Origin of the sequence: Paracoccus rhizosphaerae, from assembly GCF_026162645.1 — a bacterium.
GTDB lineage: Bacteria > Pseudomonadota > Alphaproteobacteria > Rhodobacterales > Rhodobacteraceae > Paracoccus > Paracoccus rhizosphaerae.
In genome coordinates this window covers 79276-96259 of the sequence record NZ_JAOTBE010000006.1, presented here as the reverse complement: position 1 = coordinate 96259, position 16984 = coordinate 79276, and the positions used below count along the sequence as shown (strand labels likewise).

The 16984-nt window shown below is 69.2% G+C and carries 15 protein-coding genes; 9 read left to right on the top strand and 6 right to left on the bottom strand.

All coding sequences use genetic code 11. The annotated features are described in order from the left end of the window. Positions 1-460 precede the first annotated feature (460 nt). Positions 461-1330: a branched-chain amino acid aminotransferase gene (locus tag OC184_RS04450; protein WP_265505988.1), complete on the bottom strand. Its 870-nt coding sequence runs from the start codon at positions 1328-1330 to the stop codon at positions 461-463. A gap of 153 nt (positions 1331-1483) precedes the next feature. Here OC184_RS04450 and OC184_RS04445 point away from each other — a divergent pair, with 153 nt between their 5' ends. Genes OC184_RS04445 through OC184_RS04425 form a run of 5 tightly spaced genes read left to right on the top strand, consistent with a single transcriptional unit; the run spans position 1484 to position 8305 of the window. Then, a complete protein-coding gene (locus OC184_RS04445) occupies positions 1484-2002 on the top strand; it encodes a MarR family winged helix-turn-helix transcriptional regulator (protein WP_265505987.1) in 519 nt (172 codons plus the stop codon). A 7-nt stretch (positions 2003-2009) separates the two neighbouring features. After that, the gene (locus OC184_RS04440) at positions 2010-2711 is read left to right on the top strand and encodes a response regulator (protein ID WP_265505986.1); all 702 of its coding nucleotides are present in this window, start codon (positions 2010-2012) and stop codon (positions 2709-2711) included. Positions 2712-2741: 30 nt separating this feature from the next. Then, the gene (locus OC184_RS04435; RefSeq protein WP_265505985.1) at positions 2742-3548 is read left to right on the top strand and encodes a uracil-DNA glycosylase; all 807 of its coding nucleotides are present in this window, start codon (positions 2742-2744) and stop codon (positions 3546-3548) included. Between the two features lie 58 nt (positions 3549-3606). Further along, positions 3607-4941, top strand: a complete 1335-nt coding sequence (locus tag OC184_RS04430) for an efflux RND transporter periplasmic adaptor subunit (protein ID WP_265505984.1) — start codon at positions 3607-3609, stop codon at positions 4939-4941. After that, complete coding sequence (locus OC184_RS04425; protein ID WP_265505983.1) at positions 4934-8305, top strand: efflux RND transporter permease subunit; 3372 nt, start codon at positions 4934-4936, stop codon at positions 8303-8305. Before OC184_RS04430 ends, OC184_RS04425 begins: the two co-directional genes overlap by 8 nt. Positions 8306-8607: 302 nt before the next feature. Here the strand turns inward: OC184_RS04425 and OC184_RS04420 are convergent, their stop codons facing one another. Beyond that, positions 8608-9423 (bottom strand): protein-disulfide reductase DsbD domain-containing protein, encoded by an 816-nt coding sequence (locus tag OC184_RS04420; RefSeq protein ID WP_265505982.1) that lies wholly within the window; start codon positions 9421-9423, stop codon positions 8608-8610. A gap of 105 nt (positions 9424-9528) precedes the next feature. Between OC184_RS04420 and OC184_RS04415 the strand changes: the two genes are divergently transcribed. Further along, entirely contained in the window at positions 9529-10149 is a 621-nt protein-coding gene (locus tag OC184_RS04415; RefSeq protein ID WP_322630174.1) for a YqgE/AlgH family protein, read from the top strand. 362 nt (positions 10150-10511) lie between these two features. Here the strand turns inward: OC184_RS04415 and map are convergent, their stop codons facing one another. Continuing rightward, positions 10512-11309: a type I methionyl aminopeptidase gene (map, locus tag OC184_RS04410; RefSeq protein WP_265505981.1), complete on the bottom strand. Its 798-nt coding sequence runs from the start codon at positions 11307-11309 to the stop codon at positions 10512-10514. Between the two features lie 107 nt (positions 11310-11416). On the opposite strand from map, the gene OC184_RS04405 reads away from it, so the two are divergent. Both OC184_RS04405 and OC184_RS04400 read left to right on the top strand, forming a co-directional pair. Beyond that, positions 11417-12157, top strand: a complete 741-nt coding sequence (locus tag OC184_RS04405; RefSeq protein WP_265505980.1) for a competence/damage-inducible protein A — start codon at positions 11417-11419, stop codon at positions 12155-12157. Between the two features lie 2 nt (positions 12158-12159). Continuing rightward, positions 12160-12873, top strand: a complete 714-nt coding sequence (locus OC184_RS04400) for a GNAT family N-acetyltransferase (RefSeq protein WP_265505979.1) — start codon at positions 12160-12162, stop codon at positions 12871-12873. A 141-nt stretch (positions 12874-13014) separates the two neighbouring features. Here OC184_RS04400 and OC184_RS20390 read toward each other — a convergent pair whose 3' ends face one another. Both OC184_RS20390 and OC184_RS04385 read right to left on the bottom strand, forming a co-directional pair. Continuing rightward, positions 13015-14286 (bottom strand): DUF4202 family protein, encoded by a 1272-nt coding sequence (locus tag OC184_RS20390; protein ID WP_322630173.1) that lies wholly within the window; start codon positions 14284-14286, stop codon positions 13015-13017. Positions 14287-14338: 52 nt separating this feature from the next. Further along, entirely contained in the window at positions 14339-15376 is a 1038-nt protein-coding gene (locus tag OC184_RS04385) for an NAD(P)/FAD-dependent oxidoreductase (protein WP_265505978.1), read from the bottom strand. A 30-nt stretch (positions 15377-15406) separates the two neighbouring features. Between OC184_RS04385 and mnmD the strand changes: the two genes are divergently transcribed. Then, positions 15407-16081: a tRNA (5-methylaminomethyl-2-thiouridine)(34)-methyltransferase MnmD gene (mnmD, locus tag OC184_RS04380; protein WP_265505977.1), complete on the top strand. Its 675-nt coding sequence runs from the start codon at positions 15407-15409 to the stop codon at positions 16079-16081. A gap of 62 nt (positions 16082-16143) precedes the next feature. Here the strand turns inward: mnmD and OC184_RS04375 are convergent, their stop codons facing one another. Next, the gene (locus OC184_RS04375) at positions 16144-16872 is read right to left on the bottom strand and encodes a rhomboid family intramembrane serine protease (RefSeq protein WP_265505976.1); all 729 of its coding nucleotides are present in this window, start codon (positions 16870-16872) and stop codon (positions 16144-16146) included. Between the last annotated feature and the right edge of the window lie 112 nt (positions 16873-16984).

Below are 16984 nucleotides of genomic sequence, written 5' to 3'. Positions count from 1 at the left end.
GATCCGCATCGCCCTCATCAACCGCTTCAATGCGCTCGGCACCGCTGAGATCGTCCGCGTGGCATGACGCCGACGGGGAAAGGGGCCATCACGCCTCAGGCATGAGTTGCCCAACAACGCCTTGGCGATGTGACGAGGTGGCGCCACAGCACCATCGGTCCTTGTCGGCGAGATGGGGAGACGTTTCGGAGGATCGAACCACCTTGGCACAAGGGTGATCGTGCGGCTGATCCACACTGTTGTTGACGTAGCGAGATCAAGGGCCGAGGCGTGGGTTCACGACCACCCTGTCTGCGGCCTGTCCGGCCTGGATCTCGGTCACGCCAAAACGGCGGGACAGATCTGCCTGCCGCCCGTCTTTTATGGAATATTTGCTCTCCAGCAGCTGCCCGCTGCCGAAGGGGCCGTCCCGAAGGGGGGCGGGACGGCCGAGAGGGAGACCTGCGCCCCTGAGGTTGCGTCAGGCGCGGACCAGCGCCTCGTAGCTTTCGGCGACATCGCGGGTGATCTGGCCGACCTGGAAATGCCAGTCGCCGATCTGGCCGACGGGGGTCACCTCGGCGGCGGTGCCGGTCAGCCAGCATTCCTGGAAGCCCTCAAGCTCGTCAGGGGTGATGCGGCGTTCGTGGACGGTGTAGCCCTTGTCCTTCAGCATCTGGATGATTGTCTGCCGCGTGATGCCGTTCAGGAAGCGGTCGGCCAGTGGGGTGTGGATCTCGCCGTCCTTCACGAAGAAGATGTTCGCCCCGGTGGCTTCGGCGACATAACCCTCCCAGTCCATGAACAGCGCGTCCGAACAGCCCTTGGCCTCGGCCGCGTGCTTAGACATGGTGCAGATCATGTAGAGACCGGCGGCCTTGGCGGCGGTCGGGATCGTCTCGGGCGAGGGGCGCTTCCACTTGGCGACGTCCAGTTTCGCGCCCTGCCACTTCGCGTCGCCGTAGTAGCTGCCCCATTCCCAGGCGCAGACGGCCATGCGGACCGGGTTGCGTGCCGCGGACACGCCCATGTCGGGGCCCGACCCGCGCCATGCCACCACGCGCACATAGGCGTTTTCGAAGCCGTTTGCCTTCAGCACGGCCTCTTTGGCGGCGTCGATCTCTTCGGCGGAATAGGGGATCGGCATGTCCAGAAGGCGGCCCGATTCGATCAGGCGCAGCGAATGCTCGTGACCCTTGAAGATCTTGCCGTCATAGCACCGCTCGCCTTCGAAGACCGAGCTGGCATAGTGCAGCGCATGGGTCAGGATATGCACCTTTGCGTCGCGCCAGTCGACCAGTTCACCGTCCATCCAGATCTTGCCGTCGCGATCGTCGTAAGCCGCCGTCATGTGTGTCTCCATCCGCCGCCCGTATTTGCGATTCTTGCGTCTGTCAGGGCGGATTTGGCATGTTTGTTACGCAAGATGCTTGACGGCTAGCAATCACGGCTTAGAAAGTCAACAAGGCTGCCGTATCGGGCGGCACAGGAAAGCGGGGACGGCATGCAGGACAAGGCGCGGCTTCAGGCGATGGTGGGCGAGGATCTGCTGTTCCTGACCGACGACCAGCTGCGTCGTGGGATCGAAGCGATGTTCTTCGCCTATCGCGCTTTCACGGCCGACCCCGACGCGATCCTGGCCGACCTGGACTATGGCCGCGCGCATCACCGGGCGCTGCACTTCATCAACCGCGACCCGGGGCTGACGGTCACCTCGCTTCTGGCGGTGCTGGGAGTGACCAAGCAGTCGCTGAACCGCGTGCTGCGCACGCTGATCGAGGACGGGCTGGTCGACAGCCGCATCGGCCGCCGCGACCGGCGGGAACGCCAGCTGCACCTGACCGCCACCGGCACCGCGCTGGAACGCCGCCTGTCAGAGGCGCAGCGGGCGCGGATGCGCGCGGCCTATCGACGGGCCGGGCCGCAGGCGGTGGCGGGCTTCCGTCAGGTGCTGGAAGCGATGATGGACCCGGAGACGCGGGCGCAGTATCAGGCGCTGAAGGATCTTCCCGACGACCGCTGAGGCCCCCATGACCGCACCCGACTGCCACCTGCTGATCGTCGACGACGACGAACGCATCCGCGCGCTGTTGGGCCGGTTCCTGCGCAAGAACGGCTATATGGTCAGCATGGCGCGCGATGCGGCGCAGGCGCGGCGGCTGCTGGCGGGGCTGGAGTTCGACCTGATCGTCCTGGACGTGATGATGCCCGGGGAGGACGGCTTGGCGCTGACGCGCGACCTGCGCACCCGCATCGACACGCCGATCCTGCTCTTGACCGCCAAGGGCGAGACCGAGGACCGCATCAGCGGGTTGGAAAGCGGCGCCGACGACTATCTGCCCAAGCCCTTCGAGCCGCGGGAGCTGCTGCTGCGCATCGCCGCCATCCTGCGCCGCGTCCCGGCGGTCGAGATCGCGCAGCCCAAGTTCCTGACGCTGGGTGCGCTGCGTTATGATACCGACAAGGGAGAGCTGTGGTCGGGCGACACACCGCTGCGGCTGACGGGTACCGAATCGGCGCTGCTGCGGCGGCTGGCGGCCAGCCGGGGCCAGCCGGTCAGCCGGTCCGACCTGATCGACGACCTGGGGCGCGGCAGCCCCGACGAGGACAACAGCGAACGCGCCATTGACGTCCAGATCACCCGCCTGCGCCGCAAGATCGAGCCCGACCCCCGAGAGCCGCGATTCCTGCAGACGGTCAGGGGCACCGGCTATATGCTGGTGGTGGACTAGGGACGCGCCGGGGCCTAGCTTGCGCCGGTGATGGACGACGCGACCTATCAGGGATTCGATCTGGACGCCGAGACGGCGCTGGCGCTGCTGGACTGGCAGCTGGAGATGGGCGTGGATGTGCCCGTCATGGACGCCCCCGTCGATCGTTTCGACCTGCCGGCGCGCAACGCCCCCACGGCCGCCCCGCCCCCGCCCGTGCTCAAACTGTCCGGCGGCGACGATCTGGCCCCCCGCGTGGCCGAGGCCGAGGCGCTGGCGCGATCGGCGGGAAGCCTCGATGCGCTGGCCGCTGCCCAGGAAGCTTTCGACGGGATCGAGCTGAAGAAGGGCGCGCGCAACTTTTGCTTTGCGGACGGCAACCCCAAGGCCCGCGTCCTGATCCTGGGCGAGGCGCCGGGCGACGAGGAGGACCGCCAGGGCCGCCCGTTCGTGGGCCGTGCAGGTCAGCTTCTGGACCGCATGTTCGCGGCGATCGGGCTGGCGCGCGACGCGGTCGATGCGGAACGCGCAATCTATATCGTGAACGTCCTGACATGGCGTCCGCCCGGCAATCGCGACCCCAGCCCCGATGAAATTGCCGTGAGCCTGCCGTTCCTGCGCCGCCATATCGAACTGGCCGCGCCCGACCTGATCGTGCTGATGGGCAACATTCCGTGTCAGGCGGCGCTGGAAAAGCGCGGGATCCTGCGGCTTCGCGGCCAGTGGGTGCAGGCGTTCGGGCGTCCGGCGCTGCCAATGGCGCACCCGGCCTACCTGCTGCGCAACCCTGCCGCCAAGCGCGAGGCGTGGGGCGACCTTCTGTCCCTTGCGGAACGGCTCGATTCTCTATCCGTTTAGGCTTCGTTCCCGCATGATGCCCTAGATGCGGACCGCCAAGGCAGATGGACATCGACCCATGCGTTTCCTGACCCGCAGCCTTCTGGGGCTGTTCCTGACATTCCTGACGCTGGCCTTGCTGTTTCTGGCGGGGTTCCAGCTGTGGCAGGCGATGGAGGTGCGCGGCGGCGATGCGGGGCCGGCCCGCCCGCCGGTCGAACAGGCCTATGCCGCGCGGCTTCTGACGCTGGTGCCGGTCACGCTGACGCCGCGGATGCAGGTCTATGGCCAGGTCGTGTCGCGGCGCGAACTTCAGCTGCGGGCGGGGGCGTCAGGGCGGCTGGTCTATCTGCACCCGGACCTGCAAGAGGGCGGGACAGTAGGTGCCGGCCAGATCCTGGCGCGGATCGACCCCTCGGCCGCTCAGGCGGCGCTGGCCAGCCGCCAGGCGGAACGCGACGACGCGCAGGGAACGCTGGCCGACACGCGGCGGCGGGTCGACATCGCGGCCGAGGATCTGGCCGCCGCCGAGCGCCAGGCCGAGTTGAGAGAGGCCGCCGTCGCGCGCCAGGACCAGCTGTCGGAACGCGGTTTGGGCACCAGCCTCGACCGGGAGGCGGCCTTGCTGGCGTCCTCGACCGCGCAGCAGGGGGTGATTTCTCGTCGCGCGGCGCTGGCCGATGCGGAAAGCGCGGTCACCGCCGCCGAGAATGCGCTGCGCCGGGCCGAGATCGCCCTGACCGAGGCGCGCCGCGATCTGGCCGACACCGAGATCCGCGCAGGCTTCGACGGCCGCGTGACGAACGTCGCCGTGGTCGAGGGCGGGCTGGTGACGCTGAACGAACAGCTGGCGACGATCATCGACCCCGACGCGCTCGAGGTGCGGATCCCGCTGTCGCTGGACCAGTTCACCCGGCTTCTGGACCCCCTGGGCAACCTTGGCGATCACGACGTCACCATCGCGCTGGAAGGCAGCGCTGGCCAGCTGACGGCCACGGCGCGACTTGACCGGGCAGCGGTTTCGGTCGCTGACGGATCGGCGGGCCGGATCGTCTTCGCGCGCATCACCGATGGCGGCGCAGCGCTGCGCCCCGGCGACTTCGTCCGCGTCAGCATCGCCGAACCCCCCGTGGCCGGTGCGGCGCAGATCCCTGCCGCGGCCCTGGGTGCCGACGGCACGGTGCTGGTGGCCGGTGCCGATGACCGGCTGACGGCGGTCGCGGTCGAGGTTCTTCGCCGGCAGGGCGACGACGTCGTCATTGCGGTTCCCGCCGATCTTGCCGGTGCGCGCATCGTGGCCGAACGTGCGCCGCAGTTGGGTACCGGCATCCTTGTCCGCGACGCCTCGGACAGAGGCCGGACGGGCACCGCGACCGAGCGGCAGGTCCAGCGTAGCGGGTCCGGCCGTGGCTGAGCGTCGGGGCGTCCTGAGCCTTTTCGTCCGCCACGCGACACTGGCCAACCTGCTTCTGGTGGTCATGGTCGTCGCGGGCCTTTACGCGGCACCACGCCTGCGGGCGCAGTTCTTCCCCGACACGGTCGTCCAGCAGATCGACGTCACTGTCCGCTGGGACGGGGCGGGGGCCGAGGATGTGGACCGATCCGTCATCGGCGTTCTCGAACCCGCGCTGATGGCGGTTGAGGGCGTCTCCGAGACGGACAGCCAGGCCAGCCAAGGTTCGGCCCGTGTGCGGCTGGAATTCGAGCCCGGCTGGGACATGTCCCGCGCCACGACCGAGGTGGAAACCGCCATCGCCGCGGCAGGCGACCTGCCGGAAGGCGCCGAGGATCCCGAGGTCACGCGCCGCGCCTGGCGCGACCAAGTGGCGGACGTCGTCATCTCGGGGCCGCTCGGGCTGGACCAGCTGGGCCGCATCGCAGACGACCTGACGAGCCGCCTTTATGCGCGCGGGGTGACGCGGCTGACCGTCACCGGCCTGTCAGCCCCCGAGACGCTGGTCGAGCTGAGCATGGCCGACCTTGTGCGCCACGACCTGACGATGGAGCAGGTCGCCGCCACAATCGCCGCCGCCGCCGCGCCGACGCCCGCAGGCGACGTCGCATCGGGGACGTCGCGGGTGCGCACGGGCGCCGAGACCCGTAGCCCCGCCGATGTGGCGGCCCTGGTGCTGACCGCGCTGCCCGACGGCACGCAGCTGACGGTGGGCGACGTGGCGCGCGTCACCGGCGTCGGCATCGACCGCAACGTCGCCTATTTCGTCGACGGCCAGCCGGCGGTGACGCTGTCGGTCCAGCGCAGCGCCTCGGGCGATGCGATTGGCATGCAGGCCGAGGTCGAGGCCGCCGTCGCGGAGCTGGCGCCGACCCTGCCCGAGGGCGTGACGGTCGATCTGGTCCGCGCGCGGGCCGAGTTGATTTCGGCCCGTCTGGCGCTGCTCTTGGACAACGCGCTTCTGGGGCTGGCGCTGGTGCTGGGACTGCTGTTCCTGTTCCTGAACGCCCGCACGGCGATCTGGGTCGCGGCGGGCATCCCGGCGGCCCTGCTGGGTGCGGTGGCGCTGATGTATGCGGCGGGCATGACGATCAACATGATCTCTCTGTTCGCGCTGATCCTGACACTGGGGATCATTGTCGACGACGCGATCGTGGTGGGCGAACACGCCGATTATCGCGCCCGCAAGCTGGGCGAGCCGCCGCAGGTCGCCGCCGAACGTGCGGCAAGGCGCATGGCGGCGCCGGTCGTGTCATCGACCCTGACGACGATCATCGCCTTTGCGGGGCTGGTGCTGATCAGCGGGCAGTTCGGGCATCTTGTCGCCGACATCCCGCTGACGGTGATCCTGGTGCTGGTCGCATCGCTTGTGGAATGCTTCCTGGTGCTGCCGAACCACATGGCGCATGCCCTGGCCCACAGCGCGCGGGACCGCTGGTACGACCGCCCGTCGATGCTGATGAACCGGGGGCTGGACGCCTTCGTCGCGCGCGTGGTCCGCCCGCTGACGCGGCTGGTCCTGCTGGCGCGCTATCCGGTGCTGGCGCTGGTCCTGGTGGGCCTGTCCTGGTCGGTGGCGACGCTGATGACCGGCAAGGTGCCGTGGCGGTTCTTCGACGCGCCGGAACAGGGAAGCGTGTCTGGCAACTTCGCGATGCTGCCGGGCGCCACGCGCGACGACACGCTGCGGGTCATGGGGCTGGTGCAGGATGCCGTGGATCGGGTGGCACAGGATTACGCCGACGAATACGGCACGAACCCCATCACCCATGCGATGACCCAGATCGGCGGCAACTCGGGCCGCCCGCTGCCGGGGGCCGAGACGAAGGATGGCGACCTTCTGGGCGCTGTCCAGATCGAGCTGATCGACCCCGACCTGCGCCCCTATTCCAGCTTCGAGTTCGTGGGCGCGCTTCAGGACGCGATGCCGCAGGACCCGCAGCTGGAGACGATCAGCTTCCGCGGCTTCAGGTCGGGGCCGGGGGGCGATGCGATCTCGGTCCGGATGACCGGCGCCGAGGCGGCCGGGCTGAAGGCCGCAGCCGAGGCGCTGAAGGTGCGGCTGGCGACCTTCCCCGAGGTGTCGGCGCTGGAAGACAGCATGGACTACGACAAGGAGGAGCTGGCGCTGCAGCTGACGCCGCAGGGCGAGGCCCTGGGCTTCACGACCGAGGCGCTGGCCCGCGACCTGCGCCAGCGCCTGGGCGGGATCGAGGCCGCGACCTTCCCCGTCGGCATCCGCACCGGCGCGATCACTGTCGAGCTGACCGAGGAGGACCGCCGGGGCGATTTCCTGGACACCATGCTGATGCGCAGCCCGGCGGGACAGTGGGTTCCCTTGGGCGACATCGTCACCGCCCGCAGCGAGGCGGGCTTTTCCGTCATCCGCCGCGAGAACGGCGAGCGGATGATCCTGGTCACCGGCGACATCTCGGGCGACGATCCGGCGCGGGCGGCGCGGATCACCCAACAGCTGCAGACCATCATGATGCCCGCCATCGCGGCCGAGTTCGGCATCGCCTATACCGTGACCGGCCTGGCCGAGCAGGAGCGAGAGTTCCTGGGCGAGGCGCTGACCGGCTTCGGCATCGCCATGCTGGGGATCTACATGGTGCTGGCCTGGATCTTCGCCAGCTGGACACGGCCCATGGTGGTGATGTCGGTGATCCCCTTCGGCCTGATCGGCGCGGTCTGGGGCCATGCCGCCTGGCAACTGCCGTTGAGCATGTTCTCCATCGTCGGGCTGATCGGCATGTCGGGCATCATCATCAACGACTCCATTGTCCTGATCTCGACCATCGACGACTATGCCCGCGACCGGGGCCTGCGCCCCGCCATCGTCGATGCGGTGGCCGACCGGCTGCGCCCGGTGCTGCTGACGACGGCGACGACGGTCCTGGGTCTTGCGCCGCTGCTCTATGAACGCTCGTCGCAGGCGCTGTTTCTCAAGCCGACGGTGGTGACGCTGGCCTATGGTCTGGGCTTCGGGATGGTGCTGGTGCTGCTGGTCGTGCCGGCCGTTCTGGCGGTCGGGTCGGACCTGGCCCGCGCAATGCAGGCGTTCCGCCGCGGTCTTGCGGCAGGTCCACTGCAAGCTCCGCTCCGCACGGCCAGCTTGGCCGCCGTCCTGGGGCTGGTGCTGGCGCTGGGGCCAGTGACGATCCTGCCAGCGCTCGGCCTGGCGCTGCCATCCTGGTGGCCGGTCGCGGGGTCCGTCCCGGCGGCCCTGCTGGCCTATCTGGGCCTTCTGGTGCTGATCACGGCGGCCACCATGACGGCGGCCCTGCGCCGAGGCGCTCATGCCCGTGATGATTCGCGACTGTGATCGGGGTTGTGAGGCCGGGGGATGCTTGATCGGCTTTGATCTTGTGTGCCGTTGGTGTCGCGATGACGATGCGTGCGCGGCTTATATCGCGCCGACAATCTGGCGGCTAAACCGGAGCCTCCGTTCAAGCCACCGGGCTGCGGATCAAGACCGCCTCAGCCTCGCGCCAGCTCCAGAGGGTAAATGGGCTTCCGGAAGATCCACGTCCTGCGATCAAGGTCGCTGAACCGCGACGGCCACGAAACGTGAGGAGATTGTCGGACATCTGAACCAAAGCGACCCCCAGACGCCGGGGCCGGGGGCTAGCCCCGGGGGGCGCAGCCCAAAGTTTCGAAGGCGCCGCCGGGCGTGACCAGCGTCAGGCGGACGTGGTCCGGATCCAGGTCAAAGGGCTGCCCCGTCGGCCCGACCATCTCGACCACGGCCTGGGGGCCGTCGTTCCTCGGCAGGATCTCGGCGCCCGAAACCCAGACGTCGGGCCGGTCTGCCAGCTCGACCGCGGCAAGGTCCACCTCTGGCCGCGGCAGGTCCACGGCAAGGCGCAGCCCGTCGTCGATCCGGGTCACGTCGCAGCCGGGGCGCAGCTCCAGCCGCTGCGGTTCCGCGGCCATGGCCTCGGCGATGACCGCATCCGGCGCCGTGCCGGCATCCGCGGCGGTCAGGTCCAGGTGGCCCGGAACGCAGATGTCACGACAAAGACCCAGCTCGACCTGCACGCGAAGGTCGACCGGCTCTCCGGCCACCAGCGGGCGGGCGGTAACCGGCAGGACCAGCCGGCCGTGGTATCCCATCTCAAGCGCGTCGCCAGACCGGATCGGCTGCGGCGCCGGCCAATGAAGCGTCACGTCCGCAAGGTTCCCCGATCCTTGCCAGTCGAATTGCGGCGGCAGGCCGGTGTCGCCGGGGCTGCGCCAATAGGTCTTCCAGCCGGACTCCAGTTCCAGCTCCAGCGCAGTGAGGCGGTTTCCCGCATCGTCGACCCATCCCGGCAGCAGGCGCGCCGACCGCAGCCCCGGCGGCAGGTTGTCGCCGGGGGCCGTGGACAGCATCTGGCCTGCGGCCGGCCAGCCGGCCAGGCACAGGATCAGGGCGGGGACAAGCTTTGCGAATCCGGTCATGCCTCATGCATTACCCGCTGGCAGCCCGACGGCGGAAGTCACAAATCCGCGCAAGCCTTGCATCGTCCTGCGCCAGTCCCGATCTATGACTGAAAAGGAGAGCAGATGAGCAAGACCCCCTCCACCCCCTCCGGCGAACGTCCGGCCGTGACCGAGATGCAGCACCGGAACCTCACCGGCAAGATCCTGATCGCCATGCCGGGGATGAGCGATCCGCGCTTCGACAGGTCGGTCATCCTTGTCTGCGCGCATTCCGACGAAGGCGCCATGGGCCTCGTGCTGAACCGTCCGCTACCCGAGATCGGCTTCGGCGACCTGCTGGAGCAGCTGGGCATCGAAGCTGACGACAGCTCGCGCCGGATCGAGGTGCGCTTCGGCGGCCCGGTCGAACCCGGTCGCGGCTTCGTTCTGCACAAGGTGGCCGAACATGGCCGCGACCCCGAGGGCCGGATGCGCATCGGTCAGGCGTTGGCCATGACGACCACGCGCGACATCCTCGAGGAACTGGCACACGGCCGGGGCCCGGAACCCGCAGTCCTAGCGCTCGGCTATGCGGGTTGGGGGCCCGGTCAGCTCGAGGGCGAGATGCTGGCCAACGGTTGGCTGATCGGAGAGGGCGAGGACGGCCTGATCTTTGACGAGATGCATGACGACAAGTGGCAGCGCGCCCTGCACGCTCAGGGCATTGAGCCGTCGCTCCTGTCGGGCGCGGCCGGTCGCGCCTGATCCGTACCAAGGGTCGCCGCGGGCGATGTCGCTTGGCGCGCTGCCTGCATCGGCGTCTGCTGCAGCCTGCCCGGTCTCGCACTGGCAAGGCGTGATCGATGCCGCAGCGGGCAAGGGCAGCAGCGCTGTCTCTGCCCGCCGCAGCCGCCGAACGTTTCCCGATGCCTCGCGATCTTGGTGCCCGCAGTACGGCATTCAAGCCGCTGCCCCGCTAGCCGGTCAAAGCAGACGGCAATGTGCGGATACCCCTGTCGGGCCACAGGCGCCGCCATGACTTGTCAGCGTCCATCGCCGCGCGTCCTCCGCCCCAGGGGGGCCGGGGGGTGGAACCCCCCGGGGCGCTGCCCTGAAGCCTGCTGGTCTCAACCGATCTGCGGGAAGAACTGGTCCGACGCGGTGAAGATCTCGCACCCATCCGACGTGACGCCAATCGAATGTTCGAACTGCGCCGACAGCGACTTGTCACGCGTCACAGCCGTCCAGTCGTCCGCCAGGACCTTTGTTTCGGGTCGCCCCAGGTTGATCATCGGCTCGATGGTGAAGAACATCCCCTCCTCCAACATCGCACCCTTGCCGGGCCTGCCGAAGTGTAGCACGTTCGGCGGCGCGTGGAACACCCGCCCGATCCCATGACCGCAGAAATCGCGCACGACCGACATCCGCCTTTCCTCGGCAAAGGTCTGGATCGCCGCGCCGATGTCGCCGAAGGTCGCGCCTGGGCGCACCGCCTCGATCCCCTTCATCAGCGCGTCGTGCGTCACCTGCAGCAGCCGCTGCGCCTTCAGCGAGGCGCGGCCCGCGACATACATGCGGCTGCTGTCGCCGAACCAGCCGTCCAGGATCACCGTCACGTCGATGTTCAGGATATCGCCTTCCTTCAGCACCTTGTCGCCCGGGATCCCGTGGCAGACGACGTGGTTCACGCTGATGCAGCTGGCATGCTGATACCCGCGATAGCCGATGGTGGCCGAGGTCGCGCCCAGTTCGCCCACCCGGCGGGTGATGAAGTCGTCAAGCGCGCCCGTCGTTGTGCCGGGTGCGACCAGCTCGCCGACCTCGTCCAGGATCTGCGCAGCCAGCGCCCCGGCCTTCCGCATGCCGGCGAAATCCTCGGCGGCATGGATACGGATGCCTTCCTTGGTGATACGGCTCTGGTCCATGGCAAATCCTTTCTGTCTGGGGTCTAGATAGACCTGATGGTCCCCTTGTTCCAGCCCTCGGGGCAGGCATAGATAGGCCCAGCAACGTTGAGACAAGGGAAAATGCCATGCAGTCGGACAACCCCACCGCCGCGATCCTGGTCATCGGTGACGAAATCCTGTCCGGCCGCACCCGCGAAGGCAACGCCCATCACTTGGCCCAAGTGTTGACCGCCACCGGCTTCGACCTGCGCGAAATCCGCGTCGTGGCTGACGACCACGACCGCATCGTGGCGGCCATCCGAGCGCTGGACCGGACCCTGGGGGGCGATTACGACCTGCTGTTCACCTCGGGCGGGATCGGCCCCACGCATGACGACATCACCGCCGATGCCGTCGCCGCCGCGCATGGCACCACGGTCGAGATCCACCCCGATGCCCGCGCCCTGCTGCAGGACCGCTGCGACCGCATGGGGATGGAGCTGACCGAGAACCGCCTGCGGATGGCCCGCATTCCGGTGGGCGCGACGCTGATCGACAACGCGGTTTCCGCAGCCCCCGGCTTTTCCATCGGTGGCACGCATGTCATGGCCGGCGTCCCCGAGGTGTTCCGCGGCATGGTCGACTGGCTGATCCCGCGCCTGCCCGGCGGCCGGCCGGTCCAGTCGCTGACGGTCGAGGTCCGGCGCGGCGAAAGCGACGTGGCCGAGGATCTGCAGGCCGTGGCCGCCGACTACGCCGATCTGTCACTCGGATCCTATCCGTTCCGCGACGACACCGGCTGGGGCACGAACCTTGTGGTGCGGGGCCTGGATGCCGAACGCGTGGGGCAGGCGATGGCCGCGTTGCGCGCCCGCATCGGGCTCTGACCGTGCGGCCCAACGACGGCATCGCCGCCGCCTTCGAGGCGACATGGCCTGCCGCCGAAACCGCCCGTCACGGCGGCATCGCAGTCGGCCGGGGCAGGGGCGCCGGCGGGCGCGTCAGCTCGGCCCGCGCGGTCGGCCGCTGGTCCGGCGCCGATCTTGACGCGGCCGAGGCGCAGCACCTGAACTGGGACCAGCCCCCGCTGTTCCGCGCCTGGGACGACGAGGTTGACCTGATCCGCGCCCTGAAGAACCGCGGCTATCGCATCGACACGCCGACCCTGGTCCTCTCTGCCCCCCTGTCAGCGTTGACCGACCGCCCCCTTCCGCCCGTCACCGCCTTTGCCATCTGGCCGCCGCTGGCCATCCAGCGCGAGATCTGGGCCGCCGGAAACATCGGTCCCGCACGCCAGGCCGTGATGGAGCAAGTGCCCCACCCCAAGGCCGCGCTTCTGGGCCGCATCCGCGACCGGGCGGCGGGGGCGGGGTTCGTGGCCTGCCACGGGGATGTCGCCATGGTCCACGGCATCGAGGTCCTGCCGGATTTCCGGCGTCAGGGCCTGGCCTGCTGGATGATGCGCCAGGCGGCCTTCTGGGCCGCGGATCAAGGCGCGTCCCGGATCGCGCTGGCCGTCAGCGGGAAGAACGAGGTCGCGCGAGCTGTCTATGCAAGCCTCGGCTTCGCCGTCGCCGGCAGCTACGCCTATTACTTGCGATAGGGCGGGCTGCACGGGGACGGGATGTTACCCACCTGCCGCTGACGACTTGGAAAGGGCTGCGCCGGTCTTCCTGCCACAGGTGGCACGGACCGGACGCAGGGGACTGGGCCGGGCCGGACCAGCAGCCCGCCACCGTGGCCTTCACTTCAGTCCTTTGACCTCCGCGGCGATGGACCGGGCAATCATGGCGGGAACCTCGGGCGCCAGCCCCACCGGGTCCAGTCGAGGGCCCGCGAACCCGGCCTTATCCAAAGCTTCGGGCAGGTCCTCCAGCACGTGTTCGGCCTTCAGCGCGAACAGGGGCAGGCTGATCGCCCGGTCCAGCCCACGCGCTGCATCAGCGATGAAGGGTTCCTGTTCAACAAATCCGGTAACGACGCTGGCGAAATGCGGCGACAGGCGCTCGGCCAGCGCAGTGGTGATCTGGAAGCTGGCCTGGCTGCGCTGCGAGCCGTGCGCCGACAGAAGCAGCGTGACCTGGTCCAGTGTCCAGCCCTGCGCATCGGCGGCCTGCCGCACCTTGTCGACGATCAGGTCCGGCAGGCCCGGATCCGTGCCGAAGGGCCGCATGATATGCGCGCCTGGCGCCCCGGCCTCGGTCAGGCGGCGGGGCAGCTCGGTGCCGGTGAACCAGCCCTCGGCCATGAACATCGGATACACCACGCAGTCGCTGCGGCAGGTGCGGGCCAGCGCGCCCGGCATGGCCAGCGTCGCGCCTAGCACCTCCAGCCCAGGATCGTGGCGGGCGACCTCGGCCGCCAGCGCCTCGATGGTGGCCTGCTGGGGCTCGGGATCGCCCGGCTGGCCGTGCGACACGATCACGGCGCGCGTCACGGGCCGGCTGTCGTCGGCGTCGCGAAAATAGCGGGCGAAGGTGTCGGGCATCGGAAATTCGGCCAGCGCACGGGCGCGCGCCTCGGCCGACATCTTGCGGGCAGTCTTCTCGATGATCCGCGGCATCTTCTCGTCCGGGATCGCCGTCATGAAGTCGCCCAGATACCAGCGGATGAAGGTGAAGCAGATCACGTCCTCCAGCGCCTGCACCTGCGGGTCGCGCTTGATCCCCTGCTTGGTCAGCATCCGGCGGGCGCGGTCGATGTCCTCGGCCGGATAGCCCGCGTCAGCCATAATGCCCGCAATGCGCTCGGCATGTCGGCGGCCCTGCTCCTGGCGCCACTGCAGGTAGCCGGGGCGGTTCATCGGAAAGTCGCTGCGGGGCAGGGTCCAGCGTTCGATGTGCTGGCCCCGGCAGGCGATGCGCAGCACGTCGTCGGCCTGCGGGAACATCCGCTGCTGTTCCTCGGTCATGCGCTGGCCATAGAGGAGGTTCGCGGGCTTCCCCTCCTCCCAGTTCGGGTCCTGCGAATTGGCGGCGTCGACGGCGGCAAAGGCGTGGTCGAGGCGGGTGGTCATGGGCGTCTCCTTTGCGCCACTCTGCCGCCTGCCGGGGGCGGGGCGCAAGACGTCAGGGCAGGGCGAAGAGGTCCGGCAGATTCTGCCGCCCCTCCAGCACCACCTGTGCCGCCAGGTCAGCGATCAGCGGCGCCATGCCGAAGCCGATCTTGAAGCCGCCGTTGGCGATCAGGTGGCCAGCGCGGCCCGGCCACGGCGCCAGCACCGGCGCCCGGCTGCGGGCGCGGGGCCGCAGTCCTGCCCAGACATCCAGCACCGGCGCGCCTGCCAAGGCCGGGCAGATCGCCACCGCCCGCGCCAGCAGCGCATCCGCCTGTTCGTCGGGCCGGTCGTGGTCATAGCTGTTTTCCGAGGTCGAGCCGATCGCGGTCGTCCCGTCGGCATGGGGCACGATGTGCAGCCCGTCGGCAAAGACCTGCGGGCTGTCCGGGGCCGCAAAGTCCAGCAGCAGCGACTGACCCTTGACGCCCTGCCCGACCTTGCGGTCCAGCGCCGCGTTCAGGTCCAGAAGGCCCGGCGTCCCGGTGGCCCAGATCGTCGGCGCATGGTTGGCGGGGGCGGTCTGGCGCTCGATGATCTCTCCGCCTCTGGCGCGGATCGCGCCCGCCAGCGCCGCAAGCGCCGCGCGTGGGTTCAGCAGCGCCGTCAGCCCGTCCAGCAGCCACAGGCCCGTGGGGCTGTGGGGGATCAGCGGTCCGCAGGGGCTGTCGGTCAGCGACATGCCCATCCCACCCGGCCAGTTCCGCGCCGCCGCCGCGATCCGGTCCTGCAGCCGTTCGGCCGTCTCGGCGTCCGCCACCGGCTGCAGCCGCCCGGTCCGGCCATAGCCCGAGGGCAGGGCCGAGGCTGCCTCGACCCCGCTCCAGAACGTTTCCGCCGCCAGCAGGCTCTCCAACTGAAGCGCCTTCTTCGGGTTCCAGGTCTCGGGCGCGTGGGGGGCCAGGGCGCCGACATGGCCGCCGGACGAGCCCGCGCCGATTCGCCGCGCCTCGAAGATGCGCACCCGCGCCCCCTGTTGCAGCAGCGCCCAAGCACAGCTGAGGCCGAAGATGCCCGCGCCCGCCACGTGGATCGTTCCGTCACTTGCCAAACTGCTGCCCGTCCCCGAAAGCTGCCATGCATGAGCGACCTACCCGATCCACGGCCCGAAGACGAGCCTGCCCTGGACTGGCGCGACGGCGGCGTGCCGGTGTCCAGCCGTTTCGACGACCCCTATTTCAGCCTGGCCGGAGGGTTGGCAGAAACGCGCCACGTCTTCCTGGACGGCAACGATCTGCCCTCGCGGTTGGTCCCGGGCTTTCACGTGGCCGAACTGGGCTTCGGCACCGGCCTGAACGCGCTGGCCCTGGCGCAGGTCACGCAGGTGCCTGTCCGGATGACCAGCTTCGAGGCCTATCCCATGTCAAAGGCGCAACTGGCGCAGGCCCATGCGGCCTTTCCCGAACTGGCGGATCTTGCCGCCCAATTGCGCGCAGGGTGGGGCGGAAACCGGCTGCAGGTTGGCCACGTCAGCTTGATGCTGGTGTTGGGCGACGTGCGCCAGACGCTGCCGGCGTGGGATGGGCTGGCAGATGCCTGGTTCCTCGACGGCTTCTCTCCGGCCAAGAACCCGCAGATGTGGGGGCCGGACGTGATGGCGCAGGTGGGCCGGCATACGGCTGCCGCCGGCAGCTTTGCGACCTACACCGCCGCAGGCCATGTCCGGCGGGCGCTGACCGATGCGGGTTTCGCCGTCGACCGCCGCCCGGGCTTCGGCCGCAAACGGCACATGAGCGTGGGCCGCCTGCGCGGGTGATCGGGGCCGTCAGGCCCCGGCGGGCGGCGGCCCCCTCGATGGGGGGCGGCGTCCGCGCCCGTTCAGCGGCGGGTGACGCCGGGGATGCGGGTGGCGGAATAGACCGCGTCGGGGTGCGGCGGGTGGCCTTGAGTGCGGGCCCAGAACTCCGGCCCGCCGCGTCTCAGGAACAGCGGCAGGGCCAGCAGGACGCCCCCGACGAAGCCCCCGGCATGCGCCCAATAGGCCACGCCGCCCTCGGCCCCGATGCTGGTGAAGCCCCCGAACAGCTGCAGCGCAAACCACATGCCCAGCATCGCCCAGGCCGGCAGCGTGAAGACTTTGAAGAAGATGATGAAGATCGCCAGCACGTCGACCCTGGCCCGCGGGAACATCAGAAGATACCCGCCCATCACCCCCGCAATGGCGCCTGACGCGCCCACCATCGGGACCGGCGACAGCGGATCTGCCAGGATCTGCAGGCCCGCCGCCGCCAGCCCGGCCGCCAAATAGAAGCCCAGGAAGGCCCGCCGGCCCATCTGGTCTTCAAGGTTGTCGCCGAAGATCCACAGGAACAGCATGTTCCCGACCAGGTGCAGCAGCCCCGCATGCAGGAACATGTGGCTCAGAAGTCCCGTCACCAGCTCTCCGTTCACGACCGCCAGCGGATAGAGCGCCAGCCGCGCCCACAGGTATTCTCCGCCCGGCATCAGCGGGAAGGTCGCCAGGTACATCGCCACGTTGGCGGCGATCAGCATCCAGGTCACCAGCGGCGTGCGGTGTGACGGGTTGTGGTCGCGGATCGGAAACAACGTCTCATTGCCCCGTCATCGGACGCGGCATTCCAGCATGGACTGGGGAATCATCGGATGCCTTTGCTGCATGTCCACGAAAGCTTGCCCTCTGGCTGTGGCCGGTGCAACC